Origin of the sequence: Mycobacterium sp. ACS1612 (assembly GCF_001667505.1) — a bacterium.
GTDB lineage: Bacteria > Actinomycetota > Actinomycetes > Mycobacteriales > Mycobacteriaceae > Mycobacterium.
Genome location: NZ_LZHZ01000074.1, coordinates 1 through 15,606, shown reverse-complemented (window position 1 = coordinate 15,606; position 15,606 = coordinate 1). Strand labels below are relative to the sequence as shown.

12 protein-coding genes, 1 tRNA gene and 2 pseudogenes are annotated in these 15,606 nt (G+C 67.2%); 7 read left to right on the top strand and 8 right to left on the bottom strand.

The annotated features are described in order from the left end of the window. Positions 1 to 50: 50 nt before the first annotated feature. From A5724_RS31305 to A5724_RS31285, 5 genes are all read right to left on the bottom strand, one after another. A complete protein-coding gene (locus tag A5724_RS31305) occupies positions 51 to 668 on the bottom strand; it encodes an LpqN/LpqT family lipoprotein (RefSeq protein ID WP_232005034.1) in 618 nt (205 codons plus the stop codon). 29 nt (positions 669 to 697) lie between these two features. Then, entirely contained in the window at positions 698 to 1,045 is a 348-nt protein-coding gene (gene arsC / locus A5724_RS31300; protein WP_067811780.1) for an arsenate reductase (glutaredoxin), read from the bottom strand. Further along, entirely contained in the window at positions 1,045 to 2,025 is a 981-nt protein-coding gene (locus A5724_RS31295) for a ribose-phosphate diphosphokinase (RefSeq protein ID WP_067811779.1), read from the bottom strand. The genes arsC and A5724_RS31295 overlap by 1 nt, the downstream gene beginning before the upstream one ends. Before the next feature lie 82 nt (positions 2,026 to 2,107). Then, positions 2,108 to 3,670 (bottom strand): bifunctional UDP-N-acetylglucosamine diphosphorylase/glucosamine-1-phosphate N-acetyltransferase GlmU, encoded by a 1,563-nt coding sequence (glmU, locus tag A5724_RS31290; protein WP_067811777.1) that lies wholly within the window; start codon positions 3,668 to 3,670, stop codon positions 2,108 to 2,110. Positions 3,671 to 3,674: 4 nt separating this feature from the next. After that, positions 3,675 to 3,746: transfer RNA gene (locus A5724_RS31285), tRNA-Gln, on the bottom strand. 85 nt (positions 3,747 to 3,831) lie between these two features. Here A5724_RS31285 and A5724_RS31280 point away from each other — a divergent pair. The 3 genes from A5724_RS31280 to A5724_RS31270 all read left to right on the top strand — a co-directional run bounded on the left by A5724_RS31280 (position 3,832) and on the right by A5724_RS31270 (position 9,177). After that, on the top strand, positions 3,832 to 4,434 hold the full coding sequence (locus A5724_RS31280) for a TetR/AcrR family transcriptional regulator (protein WP_067811775.1): 603 nt from the start codon (positions 3,832 to 3,834) through the stop codon (positions 4,432 to 4,434). A 97-nt stretch (positions 4,435 to 4,531) separates the two neighbouring features. Further along, positions 4,532 to 8,206 (top strand): transcription-repair coupling factor, encoded by a 3,675-nt coding sequence (gene mfd / locus A5724_RS31275; protein WP_067811772.1) that lies wholly within the window; start codon positions 4,532 to 4,534, stop codon positions 8,204 to 8,206. Continuing rightward, a complete protein-coding gene (locus A5724_RS31270) occupies positions 8,203 to 9,177 on the top strand; it encodes a nucleoside triphosphate pyrophosphohydrolase (RefSeq protein ID WP_067811770.1) in 975 nt (324 codons plus the stop codon). Before mfd ends, A5724_RS31270 begins: the two co-directional genes overlap by 4 nt. Before the next feature lie 70 nt (positions 9,178 to 9,247). Here the strand turns inward: A5724_RS31270 and efeB are convergent, their stop codons facing one another. Genes efeB through efeU form a run of 3 tightly spaced genes read right to left on the bottom strand, consistent with a single transcriptional unit; the run spans position 9,248 to position 12,589 of the window. Continuing rightward, positions 9,248 to 10,540 (bottom strand): iron uptake transporter deferrochelatase/peroxidase subunit, encoded by a 1,293-nt coding sequence (efeB, locus tag A5724_RS31265; RefSeq protein WP_067811768.1) that lies wholly within the window; start codon positions 10,538 to 10,540, stop codon positions 9,248 to 9,250. Further along, complete coding sequence (efeO, locus tag A5724_RS31260) at positions 10,521 to 11,678, bottom strand: iron uptake system protein EfeO (RefSeq protein WP_067811766.1); 1,158 nt, start codon at positions 11,676 to 11,678, stop codon at positions 10,521 to 10,523. Before efeO ends, efeB begins: the two co-directional genes overlap by 20 nt. Beyond that, entirely contained in the window at positions 11,675 to 12,589 is a 915-nt protein-coding gene (gene efeU, locus A5724_RS31255; protein ID WP_067811764.1) for an iron uptake transporter permease EfeU, read from the bottom strand. The genes efeO and efeU overlap by 4 nt, the downstream gene beginning before the upstream one ends. Before the next feature lie 172 nt (positions 12,590 to 12,761). Between efeU and A5724_RS31250 the strand changes: the two genes are divergently transcribed. The 4 genes and pseudogenes from A5724_RS31250 to A5724_RS34830 all read left to right on the top strand — a co-directional run. Then, a complete protein-coding gene (locus tag A5724_RS31250; RefSeq protein ID WP_067811763.1) occupies positions 12,762 to 13,493 on the top strand; it encodes a lytic transglycosylase domain-containing protein in 732 nt (243 codons plus the stop codon). Positions 13,494 to 13,561: 68 nt separating this feature from the next. Further along, a complete protein-coding gene (gene eno / locus A5724_RS31245) occupies positions 13,562 to 14,884 on the top strand; it encodes a phosphopyruvate hydratase (RefSeq protein ID WP_067811762.1) in 1,323 nt (440 codons plus the stop codon). A gap of 3 nt (positions 14,885 to 14,887) precedes the next feature. After that, a pseudogene (locus A5724_RS31240) lies at positions 14,888 to 15,502 on the top strand (septum formation initiator family protein); the annotation flags it as partial. Then, positions 15,498 to 15,606: pseudogene (locus A5724_RS34830) on the top strand (DUF501 domain-containing protein); the annotation flags it as partial. The pseudogenes A5724_RS31240 and A5724_RS34830, both read left to right, overlap by 5 nt.

Sequence of the window (15,606 nt, the reverse complement as noted above, 5' to 3'; positions counted from 1 at the left end):
GTTTTGCACACGTCTTCTCGCACTTCGTGTACAAAACGTGCGTTTCGCCGCTACTTGAGCTTGACGTCGAAGCCCTTGATGACGGCCTCGATGTCGGTTGCCTGCTCGGCGGCCTTCTCTGCGAAACCGGTCACGGTGAACTGGATGAGGTAGCGCTGATTGGCCGGCGGCGCAGTGGTCGGGATGACGATGCGGTTGTAGCTGTGCATGCGGGCGCCGTTGAGGTCGTAGCTGCCCTCGATCATCGCCGACGGGAAGCCGCGCCAGTTGTCCATCGAGGCGTTGAGCCGGTGGAAGTTCTGCGACAGCTCCGCGTCGACGTAACCGTGCTTGATGGCCTCGGTGACGTCGAAGTCGCCCTTGAGTTTGAACACGATCAGCGTCGCGGTGGGATAGGTGTCGCCCTTGGCGATCATCTGCGTTCCCGGCGCCATATTCGGGTTGTTGTACTGCTGCCAACCCTTCGGCTGCGGCATCGTCACCGTCAGATCGGTGAGCTGCTGCGGCGCGACAGGTTCCCCGGTGACCCCGGAGTCCTCTAGATACTTCGCGATGGGCACCGGCGCACCCGACGCCGTGGTCGTTGTCGTCGTCGTGGTCGGCGACGTCGACCAGACCGATTGATAGTCAACCTTTTCCGCGCCGCAGCCCGTTACAGCGACCGCCACGAGACCGACGCCGGCCCAGTGCCGAAAGGTCACAAAATCTCTCGGACAGCGTCGATCGGCCGAGCCAGCCTGGTGCCCTTCGGCGTGACGACGAACGGGCGCTCGATCAGGATCGGGTGTTCGGCCATCGCGTCGAGCAACTCGTCATCCGACGCCTCGGCCAGGCCCAGTTCGGAGTACAGCGCCTCGCGTTTGCGCACCGCGGTCCGCACGTCGATGCCCGCGTCCTTGATCATCTGAACCAGCTCGGCGCGTGTCGGCGGCGTCTTCAGATACTGCACCACTTCGGGTTCGATGCCGTTGTCGCGCAACAACTCCAGGGTCTTGCGCGACGTCGAGCACTTCGGGTTGTGGTAGATGACGCTTTTCGCTGCCACTACGCGGACCCGTCGAAAAGGCTTGTCACCGAACCGTTGTCGAACACGGCGCGGATCGTGTTGGCCAGCAGCGGTGCGATCGACAGCACGGTCAGCTGCGGGAAACGCTTTTCCTCACCGATCGGCAGCGTGTTGGTGACGATCACCTCACACGCTCCGCAGTCGGCCAGTCGCTGCGACGCGGGGTCGGACAGCACCCCGTGCGTCGCGGCGATGATGACGTCGCCCGCACCGTCCTTCTTGAGTAGGTTGACGGCGCCTGCGATCGTGCCGCCGGTGTCGATCATGTCGTCGGTCAGCACGCAGGTCTTGCCGCGCACGTCGCCGACCACGCGATTCGACACCACCTGGTTGGGCACCAGCGGGTCGCGCGTCTTGTGGATGAAGGCCAGCGGCACACCGCCGAGCGAGTCGGCCCACTTCTCGGCGACGCGCACACGCCCCGAGTCGGGGGAGACGACGACCATGTCGTGGTCGGAGTAGTTCTCGGCGATGTAGCCGGTCAGCAGCTTCTGGGCCCGCATGTGGTCGACCGGGCCGTCGAAGAACCCCTGGATCTGGTCGGTGTGCAAGTCGACGGACACGATCCGGTCGGCGCCTGCCGTCTTGAGCAGGTCGGCGACCAGGCGGGCGGAGATGGGCTCGCGGCCGCGGTGCTTCTTGTCCTGCCGGGCGTACGGATAGAACGGCAAGATCGCGGTGATCCGCTTGGCGCTCCCGCGCTTGAGCGCATCGATCATGATCAGCTGTTCCATCAGGTACTGGTTCAGCGGCCACGGGTGGCTCTGCAGCACGAATGCGTCACAGCCGCGAACCGATTCGTCGAAACGAACGAAGATCTCGCCGTTGGCGAAGTCCCGTGCGGTCTGCGCGGTGACCGGAACGTCGAGCTCCTTGGCCACCTGCTCAGCCAGTTCGGGGTGCGCACGACCCGAGAAGAGCATCAGATTCTTGCGGTTATCGGTCCACTCGGTACCCACGGTGTCTTTCGCCGCCCTTGAGATCGGGATCGTTACGGCCTAATCGTACGGGTTGCCGAATCCCCAACAACTGGCAACCGGCTCACGGCTTCGCGGCGTCGCCAGGGTTCTCGTCTTCGCCGGTGGCCCGGCGGGCGGCTTTGTCGCTGTCCGATGCCGCCGCCGCTGCGGCGGCTGAAGCCGATGCCGCCGCCGCTGCGGCTGAAGCCGATGCCGCCGCCGCTGCGGCCGCTGAAGCCGATCCCGGCCGCTTGCGCGCGACCCAGCCCTCGATGTTTCGCTGTGGCCCCGCGGACACAGCCAGCGCGCCCGGCGGCACGTCCTCACGGACCACCGTGCCCGCGCCGGTGTAGGCGCCGTCGCCGACGGTCACCGGGGCGACGAACATCGTGTCGGAGCCAGCGCGTACATGTGAGCCGATCGTGGTGCGGCTCTTGTTCTCGCCGTCGTAGTTGACGAAGACGCTGGAACACCCGATGTTGCTGTACTCGCCGATGTCGGCGTCACCCACGTAGGTCAGGTGTGGCACCTTGGTGCCGGTGCCGATGGTCGCGTTCTTGGTTTCGACGAACGCGCCGAGCTTGCCGTCGGCGCCCAGCACCGTGCCCGGTCGCAGGTACGCGAACGGCCCGACCACCGCACCGTCGCCGATGACCGACTGGCCGCCGTGGGTGCGCACCACCGAGACGCAGTCGCCGACGGTGACGTCGGTCAGCGTGGTGTCCGGGCCGACGATGCATTGCGCCCCGATCCGGGTGGCGCCGAGCAGCTGCGTGCCCGGCTGGATCGCGGTGTCCCTGCCGATGGTCACGTCGACGTCGATCCATGTGGTGGCCGGGTCGATGATCGTCACGCCCGCGCGCTGATGGGCGGCGACGATCCGTCGGTTGAGCTCGGCCGCCAGCTCTGAGAGCTGCACCCGGTCGTTGACGCCGGCCACCAACGCCGAGTCGTCGACGTGCACGGCGCGCACGCTGAGCCCATCCGCGCGCGCGATCGCGATCACGTCGGTCAGATACAGCTCCTGCTGCGCGTTGTGGGGCTGCAGCCTGCCGAGCGCCGCGCGCAGCACCGCGGCGTCGAACGCGTAGACGCCCGCGTTGATCTCGTTGACGGCCAGCTGCGACGGGCTGCCGTCGGCCTGCTCGACGATGGCCATCACCTCGCCGTCCTGCGTCCGGATCACCCGGCCGTAGCCGGTCGGATCAGGCAGCGTCGTGGTCAGCAGCGTCACTGCGGCGGACTCGGCACTGTGGGCGGCGATCAAACCCGCGAGCGTGTCGGCGTCCAGCAGCGGCACGTCGCCGTAGGTCACGACGACGACGCCGGCGTAGTCGTCGGGAAGCGCCCCCAGCGCGCAGCGGACCGCGTGGCCGGTGCCCAGCTGCTGCTCCTGGACGGCCACCTGGATCGGCCTGCCCAACTCCTCGGACAGCGCGCCCACCGCGGGTTCGATGCGTTCGCGGTCGTGGCCGAGCAGCACCACGAGATGACCCGGTGCGGCCTTGGCCACCGAATGCAGCGCGTGTGCCAGCATGCTGCGCCCGGCCAGCGTGTGCAGCACCTTCGGGGTGTCCGACCGCATGCGGGTACCTGCCCCGGCCGCTAGAACCAGGACCGCGGCCTCACCGTGCACATCCGACATAGAGCTCCGTCGCCAGGACTCGAACCTGAACTATCTGAACCAAAATCAGAGGTGCTGCCGATTACACCACGACGGACTGATCAACTCGTGATGCTAGCCGAACGCTCTACCCTGAATACGTGGCAGCACTCGACAAGGAAGTGCGTGCGCCCCGCGCCAGGATGACCGGCGCCGAGCGGCGTCATCAGCTGATCGACGTCGCCCGCACGTTGTTCGCCGAACGCGGCTACGAAGGCACTTCGATCGAAGAGATCGCGCTGCGGGCCAACGTCTCCAAACCGGTCGTCTACGAACACTTCGGCGGCAAGGAGGGGTTGTACGCGGTGGTCGTCGACCGCGAGATGTCGGCGCTGCTCGACGGGATCACCTCGTCGCTGACCAGGATGACCAACAACCGGTCCCGGCTGCGCATCGAGCGGGTGGCGCTGGCGCTGCTGACCTACGTCGATGAACGCACCGACGGGTTCCGCATCCTGATCCGCGATTCCCCCGCCGCCATCACCGCGGGCACCTACTCGACGCTGCTCAACGAGGCCGTCAACCAGGTGTCGTCGATCCTGGCCGGCGACTTCTCCCGCCGCGGTCTTGATCCGGACATGGCGCCGCTGTACGCCCAGGCGTTGGTCGGCTCGGTGTCGATGACGGCGCAGTGGTGGCTCGACGTGCGGGAGCCCAAGAAGGAAGTGGTGGCCGCGCATCTGGTCAACCTGTGCTGGAACGGGCTGATGCATCTCGAGGACGACCCGCAACTCATCGACGAGTGATCGCTTCGGCGGCCGCCGAGATCGACGAAATGGTGCTGACTACTCGCACTTTCGCGCCCAAATGTCCGTTTGGGCGGCGCACTAGGATGGAACCATCATGACCGCATCGGGGCACACCCATGTTCAAACCCCGATCGCGGGGCTCGTCGACCTGGCGTTGAAGGATCCGTCGCTGGCGGACGTCGCCCGCCTGGCCGCCGAGAAACCCAGCGATCTCACCCTCGTCGGACCCGCCAGTGCGCGGCTGTTCGCGGCCAGCGCGCTGGCGCAGGCCGGACCGCTGCTCGTCGTCACCGCCACTGGCCGCGAGGCCGACGACCTGACCGCCGAACTGCGAGGCGTCTTCGGCGACGCGGTGGCGATGTTCCCGTCGTGGGAGACGCTGCCGCACGAGCGACTGTCGCCCGGTGTCGACACCGTCGGTGCGCGGATGATGCTGCTGCGCCGGCTGGCCCACCCCGACGACGGGCGCCTCGGTGTGCCGCTGCGCGTCGTCGTCACCACGACGCGGTCGCTGTTGCAACCGATGGCGCCCGACGTCGCCGACATCCAACCGGTGACGCTGGCCGTCGGCGGGGAGGCCGAATTCGAGAATGTGGTCGCCCGGCTGGTTCAGCTGGCATACGAGCGCGTCGACATGGTCGGCAAGCGCGGTGAATTCGCCGTCCGCGGCGGCATCCTCGACCTGTTCCCGCCCACCGCCGAGCACCCGGTGCGGGTGGAATTCTGGGGCGACGAGGTGTCGGAGATGCGGATGTTCTCCGTCGCCGACCAACGCTCCATCCCCGAAATCGAGGTCGACTATGTGGTCGCGGTGCCGTGCCGCGAGGTGTTGTTGACCGACGACGTCCGTGACCGGGCCGCGCAGTTGTCGGCCGAGCACCCGGTTGTCGAGAACAGCGTGCCCGGCAGCGTGCCCGACATGCTGGCCAAGCTGGCCGAGGGCATCCCGGTCGACGGCATGGAGGCGCTGCTGCCGCTGCTGCGGCCCACCCAACTGACCACGCTGTCGGCGCATCTGCCCGAGGGCACGCCGCTGCTGATCTGCGATCCGGAGAAGGTGCGCACCCGGGCAGCCGACCTGATCAAGACCGGCCGCGAGTTCCTCGAGGCCTCGTGGTCGACGGCCGCGGTCGGCGGTGACGTGCCGATCGACATCGAGGCGCTGGGCGCATCCGGCTTTGTCGAACTCGACGACGCCCGAGCCGCCGCACGCGACGGCGGGCACCCGTGGTGGACGCTCTCGCAGTTGTCCGACGAGTCGGCTTTGGAGCTGAACATCCGGCCGGCGCCCTCGGCTAGGGGCCAGCAACACGGTGCTTCTTTTATCGACGGAATCTTCGCGATGCTGCGCGCCCACGTGGCGACCGGTGGGTACGCGGTCGTCGTCACCCCCGGCACCGGCACCGCGCACCGCGTCATCGAGCAGTTGGCCGAATCCGACACGCCGGCAAGCCTTTTGGAAGCCGGCGCCGCGCCGAAAGAAGGCGTCGTCGGAGTGCTCAAGGGTCCGCTGCACGAAGGGGTGGTGATCGAAGGCGCCAACCTCGTGGTGATCACCGAGACCGACCTGACCGGCAACCGGGCCACCGCGACCGAGGGTAAGAAGCTTGCGGCCAAGCGCCGCAACGTCGTTGACCCGCTGGCGTTGACCGCGGGCGACCTGGTGGTGCACGACCAGCACGGCATTGGGCGGTTCGTCGAGATGACCGAGCGGGTGGTCGGTGGCGCCCGCCGCGAATACCTGGTGCTGGAGTACGCGTCAGGAAAAAGGGGGGCTGGAAAAGATAGTTCCGACCGGCTGTATGTCCCGATGGACTCACTCGATCAGCTGTCCCGTTACGTCGGTGGTGAGGCGCCGACGTTGAGCCGGCTCGGCGGCAGCGACTGGGCCAACACGAAGACCAAGGCGCGCAGGGCGGTTCGCGAGATCGCGGCCGAGCTGGTGTCGCTGTATGCCAAGCGGCAGGCGTCGCCGGGTCACGCGTTCGGCCCGGACACCCCGTGGCAGGCGGAAATGGAGGACGCGTTCGGCTTCACCGAGACCGTCGACCAGTTGACCGCGATCACCGAGGTCAAGGCCGATATGGAGAAGCCCGTGCCGATGGACCGCGTGATCTGCGGCGACGTCGGCTACGGCAAGACCGAGATCGCGGTGCGCGCGGCGTTCAAGGCGGTGCAGGACGGTAAGCAGGTCGCGGTGTTGGTGCCGACGACGCTTTTGGCCGACCAGCATCTGCAGACGTTCACCGAGCGGATGGCCGGCTTCCCGGTCACCGTGAAGGGGCTGTCGCGGTTCACCGACCCGGCGGAGTCGCGGGCGGTGCTGGAAGGCATGAAGGACGGCTCGGTCGACATCGTGATCGGCACGCACCGGCTGCTGCAGACCGGAGTGACCTGGAAGGACCTCGGTCTGGTCGTGGTCGACGAGGAGCAGCGCTTCGGCGTCGAGCACAAGGAGCACATCAAGTCGATGCGCACCCACGTCGACGTGCTGACCATGAGCGCGACGCCGATCCCGCGCACGCTGGAGATGAGCCTGGCCGGCATCCGTGAAATGTCGACGATCCTGACGCCGCCCGAGGAGCGCTACCCGGTGCTGACCTACGTCGGCCCGCACGACGACAAGCAGATCGCGGCGGCGTTGCGGCGCGAGATGCTGCGCGACGGGCAGGCGTTCTACATTCACAACCGGGTGCGCTCCATCGAGCAGGCTGCCGCCAAGGTGCGGGCGCTGGTGCCGGAGGCGCGCGTCGCGATCGCGCACGGGCAGATGCCGGAGGATCTGCTGGAGCGCACCGTCGAGGGTTTCTGGAACCGCGAGTTCGACATCCTGGTGTGTACGACGATTGTCGAGACGGGCCTTGACATTTCGAATGCGAACACGTTGATCGTGGACCGGGCCGACACGTTCGGCCTATCGCAGCTGCATCAGCTGCGTGGCCGGGTCGGCCGCAGCCGCGAGCGGGGTTACGCCTACTTCCTGTATCCGCCGGAGGTGCCGCTGACCGAGACGGCCTACGACCGGCTCGCGACGATCGCGCAGAACAACGAACTGGGCGCAGGCATGGCGGTCGCGATGAAGGATCTCGAAATCCGCGGTGCCGGAAACGTTCTCGGAGCTGAGCAGTCCGGGCACGTGGCAGGTGTCGGGTTCGACCTCTACGTGCGACTGGTTGGTGAGGCGGTCGAGGCATACCGAGCGGCGGCGGACGGGAAAACTGTTGTGGCGCCCGAGGAACCGAAGGACGTTCGGATCGACCTTCCCGTCGACGCGCATCTGGCGCCGGACTACATCCCCAGTGACCGGTTGCGGCTCGAGGCGTATCGCCGGTTGGCGGCGGCCGGCGACGACGCGGGCGTGGACGCTGTGGTCGAGGAGCTGATCGATCGGTACGGTCCGCTACCGGAGGCGGCGCAGAGATTGGTTGCTGTGGCGCGGCTGCGACTCTTGTTCCGCGGCTACGGGATCACCGAACTCAGTGCGATTTCGGAGTCGACGCTGCGGATGTCTCCGCTGCAGTTGGCCGACTCTCAGCAACTGCGGCTCAAGCGGTTGTATCCGGGAGCGAACTATCGGGCGACCACGACGACCGTACAAGTGCCCATCCCGCGGGCGGGTTCCGGCGTTGGCGCGCCACGGATTCGTGATCTTGAACTCGTCGCGTTCGTGGCGGGCTTGGTGCTGGCCCTCGATGGAAAGCCCCTGGAAGGTGTTGATATAACGAAGTTCGGAGGTAGGCCGATGAGTGAGAAGCGACAGGCGACATGACCGTCGTCCTCGTCGACCCTCGCCGACCTTCGCTCATTCCGATCGAGGCCGTTGGCTTGCTGGGCGGCGATGTGCAATACACCGAGGAGATGCCCGTCAGGGTGCCGTGGTCGTTGCCGTCCGCGCGGCCGTGCATCGCCGGTGTGTCGGACGACGAGGACGCCCCGGTGTTGCTGTCGAGTGATCCGGAGCATCCTGCGGTGAAGGCCCGCCTCGCTGCGGGCGAGAAGCTGATCGCGGCACCGGAACCCGCCGCGGGGGAGCGCTTGGTCGACGCGGTGGCGATGATGGACAAGCTGCGCACGGCGGGCCCATGGGAGAGCGAGCAAACGCACGATTCGCTGCGGCGCTACCTGCTCGAGGAGACCTACGAGGTGTTCGACGCGGTGCGTGGCGGTAACGCCGATGAACTGCGCGAGGAACTCGGCGACGTGTTGCTGCAGGTGTTGTTCCACGCGCGCATCGCCGAGGACGCGCCGCAGCACCCGTTCACCATCGACGATGTGGCGGATTCGCTGGTGCGCAAGCTCGGCAACCGGGTGCCCGCGGTGCTGGCAGGGGAGTCGATTTCGCTGGACGAGCAGCTTGCCCAGTGGGAGGAACGCAAGAGGCTGGAGAAGTCGCGCAACTCGTCGATGGACGACGTGCCCACCGGGCAGCCTGCGTTGGCGTTGGCGCAGAAGGTGCTCGAGCGGGTTTCCGCCGCGGGACTGCCCGCCGACCTGATTCCGGAGTCGATCACGTCGGTGACGGTGGCGGCGGGTTCTGACGCTGAAAACGTTTTGCGCTCAGCGGTGTTGGAGTTCATGGACACAGTGCGGGTGGTGGAGCATGCGATCGCCGCCGGACGCCGCGGCGAGGATGTCCCCGAGGAACTGGACGTGGCGCCGCTCGGTGACATCTCCGAGGAGGAGTGGCGGACATACTGGTCCACGGCCGACGACACCGAGCCCGCGGATGTCCCCGCGTAACCGCCGAAACGGCATTCCAGGACGCTGATTCTCGTACTTTTCGTGCGTAGTTGCAGTCTCGGCGAAACCGTCAGGCGAACAGCGTCGAACCCCAATACGCCGACGCGTCGCCCTCAGGAAGGCCCGGCGGGCATGCGAAAACGGCTGTTCCGGTGTGGAAGATGTACTCGTTCAACGCGTCGGTCGACATCTGTGCCAGCACCGGAATGAAGTTCGTGGTGGGACTGCGCACGAACGCGATGAAGAACAGCCCGGCATCGAGGTGGCCGAATCCGTCGGAGCCATCAGTGAAGTTGTAGCCGCGGCGCAACATCTTGATGCCGCCCAGATGGTCAGGTGACACCAACCGGATGTGGGCGTCGACGTCGACCAACGGGTTCCCGTCGGCGTCTTTGATGTTGAAGTCCACCGGCGCGAACTCGTCGGTGTAACCGTTCGGCGCGCCGCTGCCCTTCTGGCGACCGATAACCCGCTCCTGCTCCTTGAGCGTGGTGCGGTCCCACGCCTCGATGCGGTTGCGGATGCGTCGCGTCACCAGATACGTACCGCCGGCCAGCCAGTCGGGGCCGTCCCCCTTGGCCACCCAGACGTTCTTGTCGAGCGCGTCGTGGTCCTCGGCTTTGATGTTGTTGGTCCCGTCCTTGAACCCCAACATGTTTCGCGGAGTCGCCTGATCCCGCGTCGTCGACGACGTCCGGCCGAAGCCCAGCTGCGAATACTTCACCGCCACCGTGCCGAATCCGACGCGCGCCAGGTTGCGCACCGCATGCACCGCAACCTGTGGATCGTGGGCGCACGCCTGGATGCAGATGTCGCCGCCACACTTGGCCGGATCCATGATCTCGTTGGTGAACTTCGGCAGATCGGCCAGCGCCGCGGGGCGTTGCGATGCGATGCCGAACCGGTCCTTGCCGTCCTTGGTGAAGAACGACGGCCCGAACCCGATGGTCAACGTCAGCCCGGACGCAGGCAGTCCCAGCGCCTCACCCGTATCGTCCGGCGGCGCATACGGATTGCCGCCGACGGCACCGTTGGGCACGGCGTCCTCGCCCTGCGTCATCCGCTCGGCCATCTGTGTCCACTGCTTCAGCAGCGCGACGACGTCCTCGCGGCTGTCCGTCGTCACATCGAACGCGCAGAAGTGCATTCGATCCTGCTGCGGCGTGATGATGCCGGCCTGGCGCACACCGCGGAACGGAATCGGCTTGTCCAGGCCGAAATCCGCGCTCGCCGCCGACGCCCGGCCTGCGAGCGCACCGGCGCCGGCGGCGCCCACCACCGCGGCGGTCACTCCCGCCGCGCCGAACAACTTCCGTCGCGAGAGCCCCTGGCGGGGCTCGGGGTCACTGGGGAGCGACGACACCTTGCACCTGGCTCACTTCCTTGGACAACGCGTCGATCGCCCGCGACAACTCCTGGCGCTGCGGTTCGGTCACTTTGTCGTAGGAGATGAAACCGTCGCCCTGGCGGTACTTTTCGAGCAGCGCCTCGACTTCGGCGAACCGTTGGTCGACCTTCTTGCCGAGATCGGCGTTGCGCTCGTCGAGGATCGGCCGCACCGACGCAACCGCGGTCTGCGAGCCCTCGACGTTGGCCTTGAAGTCCCACAGGTCGGTGTGGCTGAAGATGTCCTCTTCACCGGTGATCTTGCTCGAGGCGACCTCGTCGAGCAGACCCTGTGCGCCACCGGCGATCTGGGTCGAGTCGATCTTGTACTCAGGCGCCTTCACACCCTTGTCCAGCTCCTGCACGTCGGCCATCAGCTGGTCGGCCATCGCGTTGCTGTCGGGCTGCAGACCGGTGACCCACAGGTCCTTCTCCAACCGGTGGAAGCCGGTCCACTTCTGACCCGGCTCCAGGTCCGCCTCGCGAAGGTCGATGCGCGGGTCGAGATCGTTGGGGAACGACTCGGCGACCGGCTCGATGCGCTCGTAATACGTGCGCGCGACGGGGTATTGCGCCTTGGCGGCGTTGACGTCGCCCTTCTTGACCGCGTCGACGAACACTCCGGTGGCGGCGATCAGTGCATCGGTCTGGCTGTTCACATACCGCTTGTAGCCGTCCGACGCCTCCTTGAACTTGCCCGCCTCGTCGACCTTGACGGCGTCACCGGTGACCTTGAAGTCGGCGCGGATACCGTCGCCGACCATGCCGGGCTTGCACGCCGTCTGATAGGTGCCCGGCTCGGCGAGCTGGACGATCAGCTTGCGCTGCAGGCCGGGGGAGATGTTCTCGACCTCGCCCATCACCCGCTCGCCCTCGCCGTACACGTAGAACTCGGTCACCTTGTTGCCGTTGTTGGTGACGACGAATGTGCTCGGCCCGGTGGATGCTTCGGTGCCCGACAACTCGCATGCAGTGTCCGACGCGGTGACCGTGATCTCAGACGGGGCGCTTTTTCCCGGCTCGGTCGGGGCTGCTTCTTGCTTTGCCTGACAGCTTGTCAGGGCCAGACCCGCCAGCGCGGCCGTCGCGACCGCCAGGGACGAATGAAGCTTCACGTGGTGGACCTTTCGGGTTCGGGAAGGGGTTGGGGTGAAGGATCGGGTTTCGCCGGCGACCTGGTCGGTCGCAGGAAGATCGACAGCACGAGGACCAGGTAGGCCAGCCACGCGACGAGCTGCAGGACGGTCGGCGTCGGGGTGATGTTGAAGACGCCCTGCACGATCTCGCCGTACCACGACGACCAGTTGAACCAGGTGCTGATGTCAAAAGCCTTGGCGCTCAGCCCCGGTAGCCAGCCGACGGTCTGCAGCGCGCCGACGCCGTACGACAGGATGCCTGCGGCTACCAGGATCAGGAAGACGCCCGTGTAGGAGAAGAACCGGGCGAGGTCGATGCGGATGGCGCCCGCGTACATGCCGTAGGCGATCGCTGCGGCGGCCAGCACCCCGATCACCAGACCGATCAGCGGCCACGACGTCTGCGCCTCGGCGTAGCCGACCATGAACAGCGCGGTTTCGACGCCTTCGCGGCCTACCGCCAGGAACGCCAGCGCAAGCACCGCCAGCGACCCCGTCTCCAGCGCGCGCTGCATATCGCTGCGCAATTCACCGGATATCGAGGCGGCCGCCCGCTTCATCCACAGCACCATCGTCGTGACGATGGCCACGGCCACCAGCGATGCGATGCCCGCGATCGCCTCGGCCGCCAACCCCGAGATCGTGTTCTCGCCGAACTGGATCACCAGAAACACCGCAACGGTCATCACGATCGCCGCGCCGACGCCCAGCCAAACCCACTTGAGCGCGTCGCGGCGCTGCGCCTTGACCAGGAATGCCACCAGGATGCTGACGACGATCGCGGCTTCCAGCCCTTCGCGAAGGCCGATCAAACCGCTCCCGAACAGCTGCGACGTGATGTTGGGTGCCGCGGCCTGAATACTGACATGGAAGTCCGTACCAGCAGTCATCGACTTGTCCTCGCTACGCCGTAATCGCGCACCAAGCTTTGGCTCACCAAAGCAAGGTGTGGCTCACCTTAGCAGGGTGAGACACGGCAGAGTACACGTCCGGTGAGCGTTGCCGATCTGGTCCGAGCGCGTGCGACCATGGCAATGACGAGAGTGGGTTTGAGGGAGTCCGGTGTCGCCAGTGCGTTGGCTGCGGATTGTCGCGGTAATCGGCGCGACAGTGCTGCTGATGGCTTCCAGCTGCTCGTGGCAGGTGGGCACACCGATCCCCGAAGGCGTTCCGCCCCCGCCGGGCGATCCAGTGCCCAAGATCGACACCCACGCCAAAGGCAGACCCGCCGACCAGCTGCACGACTGGGCGGCGCAGCGGGCGTCCGCGCTCGGCATGCCCGTGCAGGCGCTGGAGGCCTACGCCTACGCCGCGCGGGTGGCCGACGTGGAGAACCCGGACTGCCACATGACCTGGACGACGCTGGCGGGCATCGGCCAGGTGGAAAGCCACCACGGCACTTACCACGGCGCGGTGATCGCGCCGAACGGCGACGTCACGCCGCCGATTCGCGGGGTCCGGTTGGACGGCACCAACGGCAACCTGGAGATCCTCGACAACGACGGCGTCAGCCACGACGGCGACGCGCCGTATGCCAGGGCCATGGGGCCGATGCAGTTCATCCCCGAAACCTGGAAGCTCTACGGCGTCGACGCCAACAACGACGGCATCATCAGCCCGGACAATTTCGACGACGCCGCGCTGTCCGCGGCGGGCTACCTGTGCTGGCGCGGCAAAGACCTGGCCAAGCCCCGCGGTTGGATGGACGCGCTGCACGCCTACAACCACTCCGACCAGTACGCCCGTACCGTCCGGGACTGGGCGACCGCCTACGCCAACGGACACCCCCTCTGAGCACGCCGCGGGCCGACACACGCTCTAGGCTCATTGCGAGTCCAGCCCCATGATCCAAGGAGAATCAAGTGCCCATCATCGAGCAGGTCGGAGCCCGCGAGATCCTCGACTCCCGCGGTAACCCGACGGTCGAGGTCGAAGTGGCCCTGCTGGACGGCACGTTCGCCCGTGCCGCGGTGCCCTCGGGCGCGTCGACCGGCGAACACGAGGCGGTAGAACTGCGCGACGGCGGCAGCCGCTACGGCGGCAAGGGAGTCGAGAAGGCGGTGCAGGCGGTGCTCGACGAGATCGCGCCCGCCGTCATCGGGCTGTCCGCCGACGACCAGCGACTCGTCGACCAGGCGCTGGTCGACCTCGACGGCACGCCGGACAAGTCCCGCCTCGGCGCCAACGCGATGCTGGGGGTGTCGCTCGCGGTGGCCAAGGGCGCGGCGGAGTCGGCCGGGCTGCCGCTGTTCCGCTACGTCGGCGGGCCCAACGCGCACATCCTGCCGGTGCCGATGATGAACATCCTCAACGGCGGCGCGCACGCCGACACCGGCGTCGATGTCCAGGAGTTCATGGTCGCGCCGATCGGTGCGCCCAGCTTCAAGGAATCGCTGCGCTGGGGCGCCGAGGTGTACCACTCGCTGAAGGCGGTGCTCAAGAAGCAGGGCCTGGCCACCGGCCTCGGCGACGAGGGCGGTTTCGCGCCCGACGTCGCAGGCACCAAGGCGGCGCTCGACCTGATCCTGAGCGCCATCGAGGCGACGGGCCTGGCGCCCGGCTCCGACGTGGCGCTGGCGCTCGACGTCGCCGCCACTGAATTCTTCACCGCCGGAACGGGTTACAGCTTCGAAAAAGAGACCCGCACCGCCGAGCAGATGTCGGAGTTCTACGCCGGCCTGATCGACTCCTATCCGCTGGTGTCCATCGAGGACCCGCTGTCCGAGGACGACTGGGACGGCTGGGTGGCGTTGACAACCGCGATCGGTGATCGCGTTCAGTTGGTCGGCGACGACCTGTTCGTCACCAACCCCGAGCGGCTCGAAGACGGCATCGAAAAGGGCGCCGCCAATGCGCTTCTGGTGAAGGTGAACCAGATCGGCACGCTCACCGAGACGCTGGACGCCGTCGCGCTGGCGCACAACAGCGGATATCGCACGATGATGAGCCACCGCAGCGGCGAGACCGAGGACACCACGATCGCCGATCTGGCCGTCGCGGTAGGCAGCGGCCAGATCAAGACCGGTGCCCCCGCCCGCAGCGAACGGGTCGCCAAGTACAACCAGTTGCTGCGCATCGAGGAGACCCTCGGCGACGCCGCGCGCTATGCGGGCGACTTGGCCTTTCCGCGGTTCTCGGTGGGCGATGAGCCGCTTGCGCGAAGAGTAGAGTCAGAGGCCAAATAACCCGTGCCCGAGGCGAAACGGCCAGACCCCAAACGACGGTCCCCCGCGGGCCGTCCGAAGGGGACCGCGCCTGGCCGCCGCCCGCCGCGCAGCAATGAGAAGGCACCTGCGGCCGCACCGGTCGAGAAGCCGAAGGAAACCGTCCGCGAGTCGATCGTCGCGGCCGCCGAACAGCAGTCCGAGCAGCGGTTCGGGTCGGCGGCCCGCCGCGCGGCGATCCTGGCCGCGGTGGTCTGCGTGCTGACGCTGACCATCGCGGGTCCGGTGCGCACGTACTTCGCGCAGCGCACCGAGATGAAACAGTTGAAGGCCACCGAGCAGCAATTGCGTTCGCAGATCGCCGATCTCGAGGAGCAGAAGGTCAAGCTCGCCGACCCGGTGTTCATCGCAGCGCAGGCCCGCGAACGGCTCGGCTTCGTGATGCCCGGTGACATCCCGTATCAGGTGCAGTTGCCCGAAAGCGCCGTCGCGCCCGGACCGCCGGGTGGCGAAGCCCCGACTGGGGTGAAGAGCGGCGACCCGTGGTACACGTCGCTGTGGCACACCATCGCCGATGCGCCGCACGGGGTTTCACCCGCTCCGGCCACTCCGCCCCCGCCCCCCCCCCCTCCCGGTGGTTTTCGCAGCGGATCTCGAAGCCGTCGCGCGGGAAATGGGCCCCGAGCCCCGCGGGGTGGTCGAGATAGGCGATCGGTGCCCCAACGGCGAGCCCGGCGTGGTAA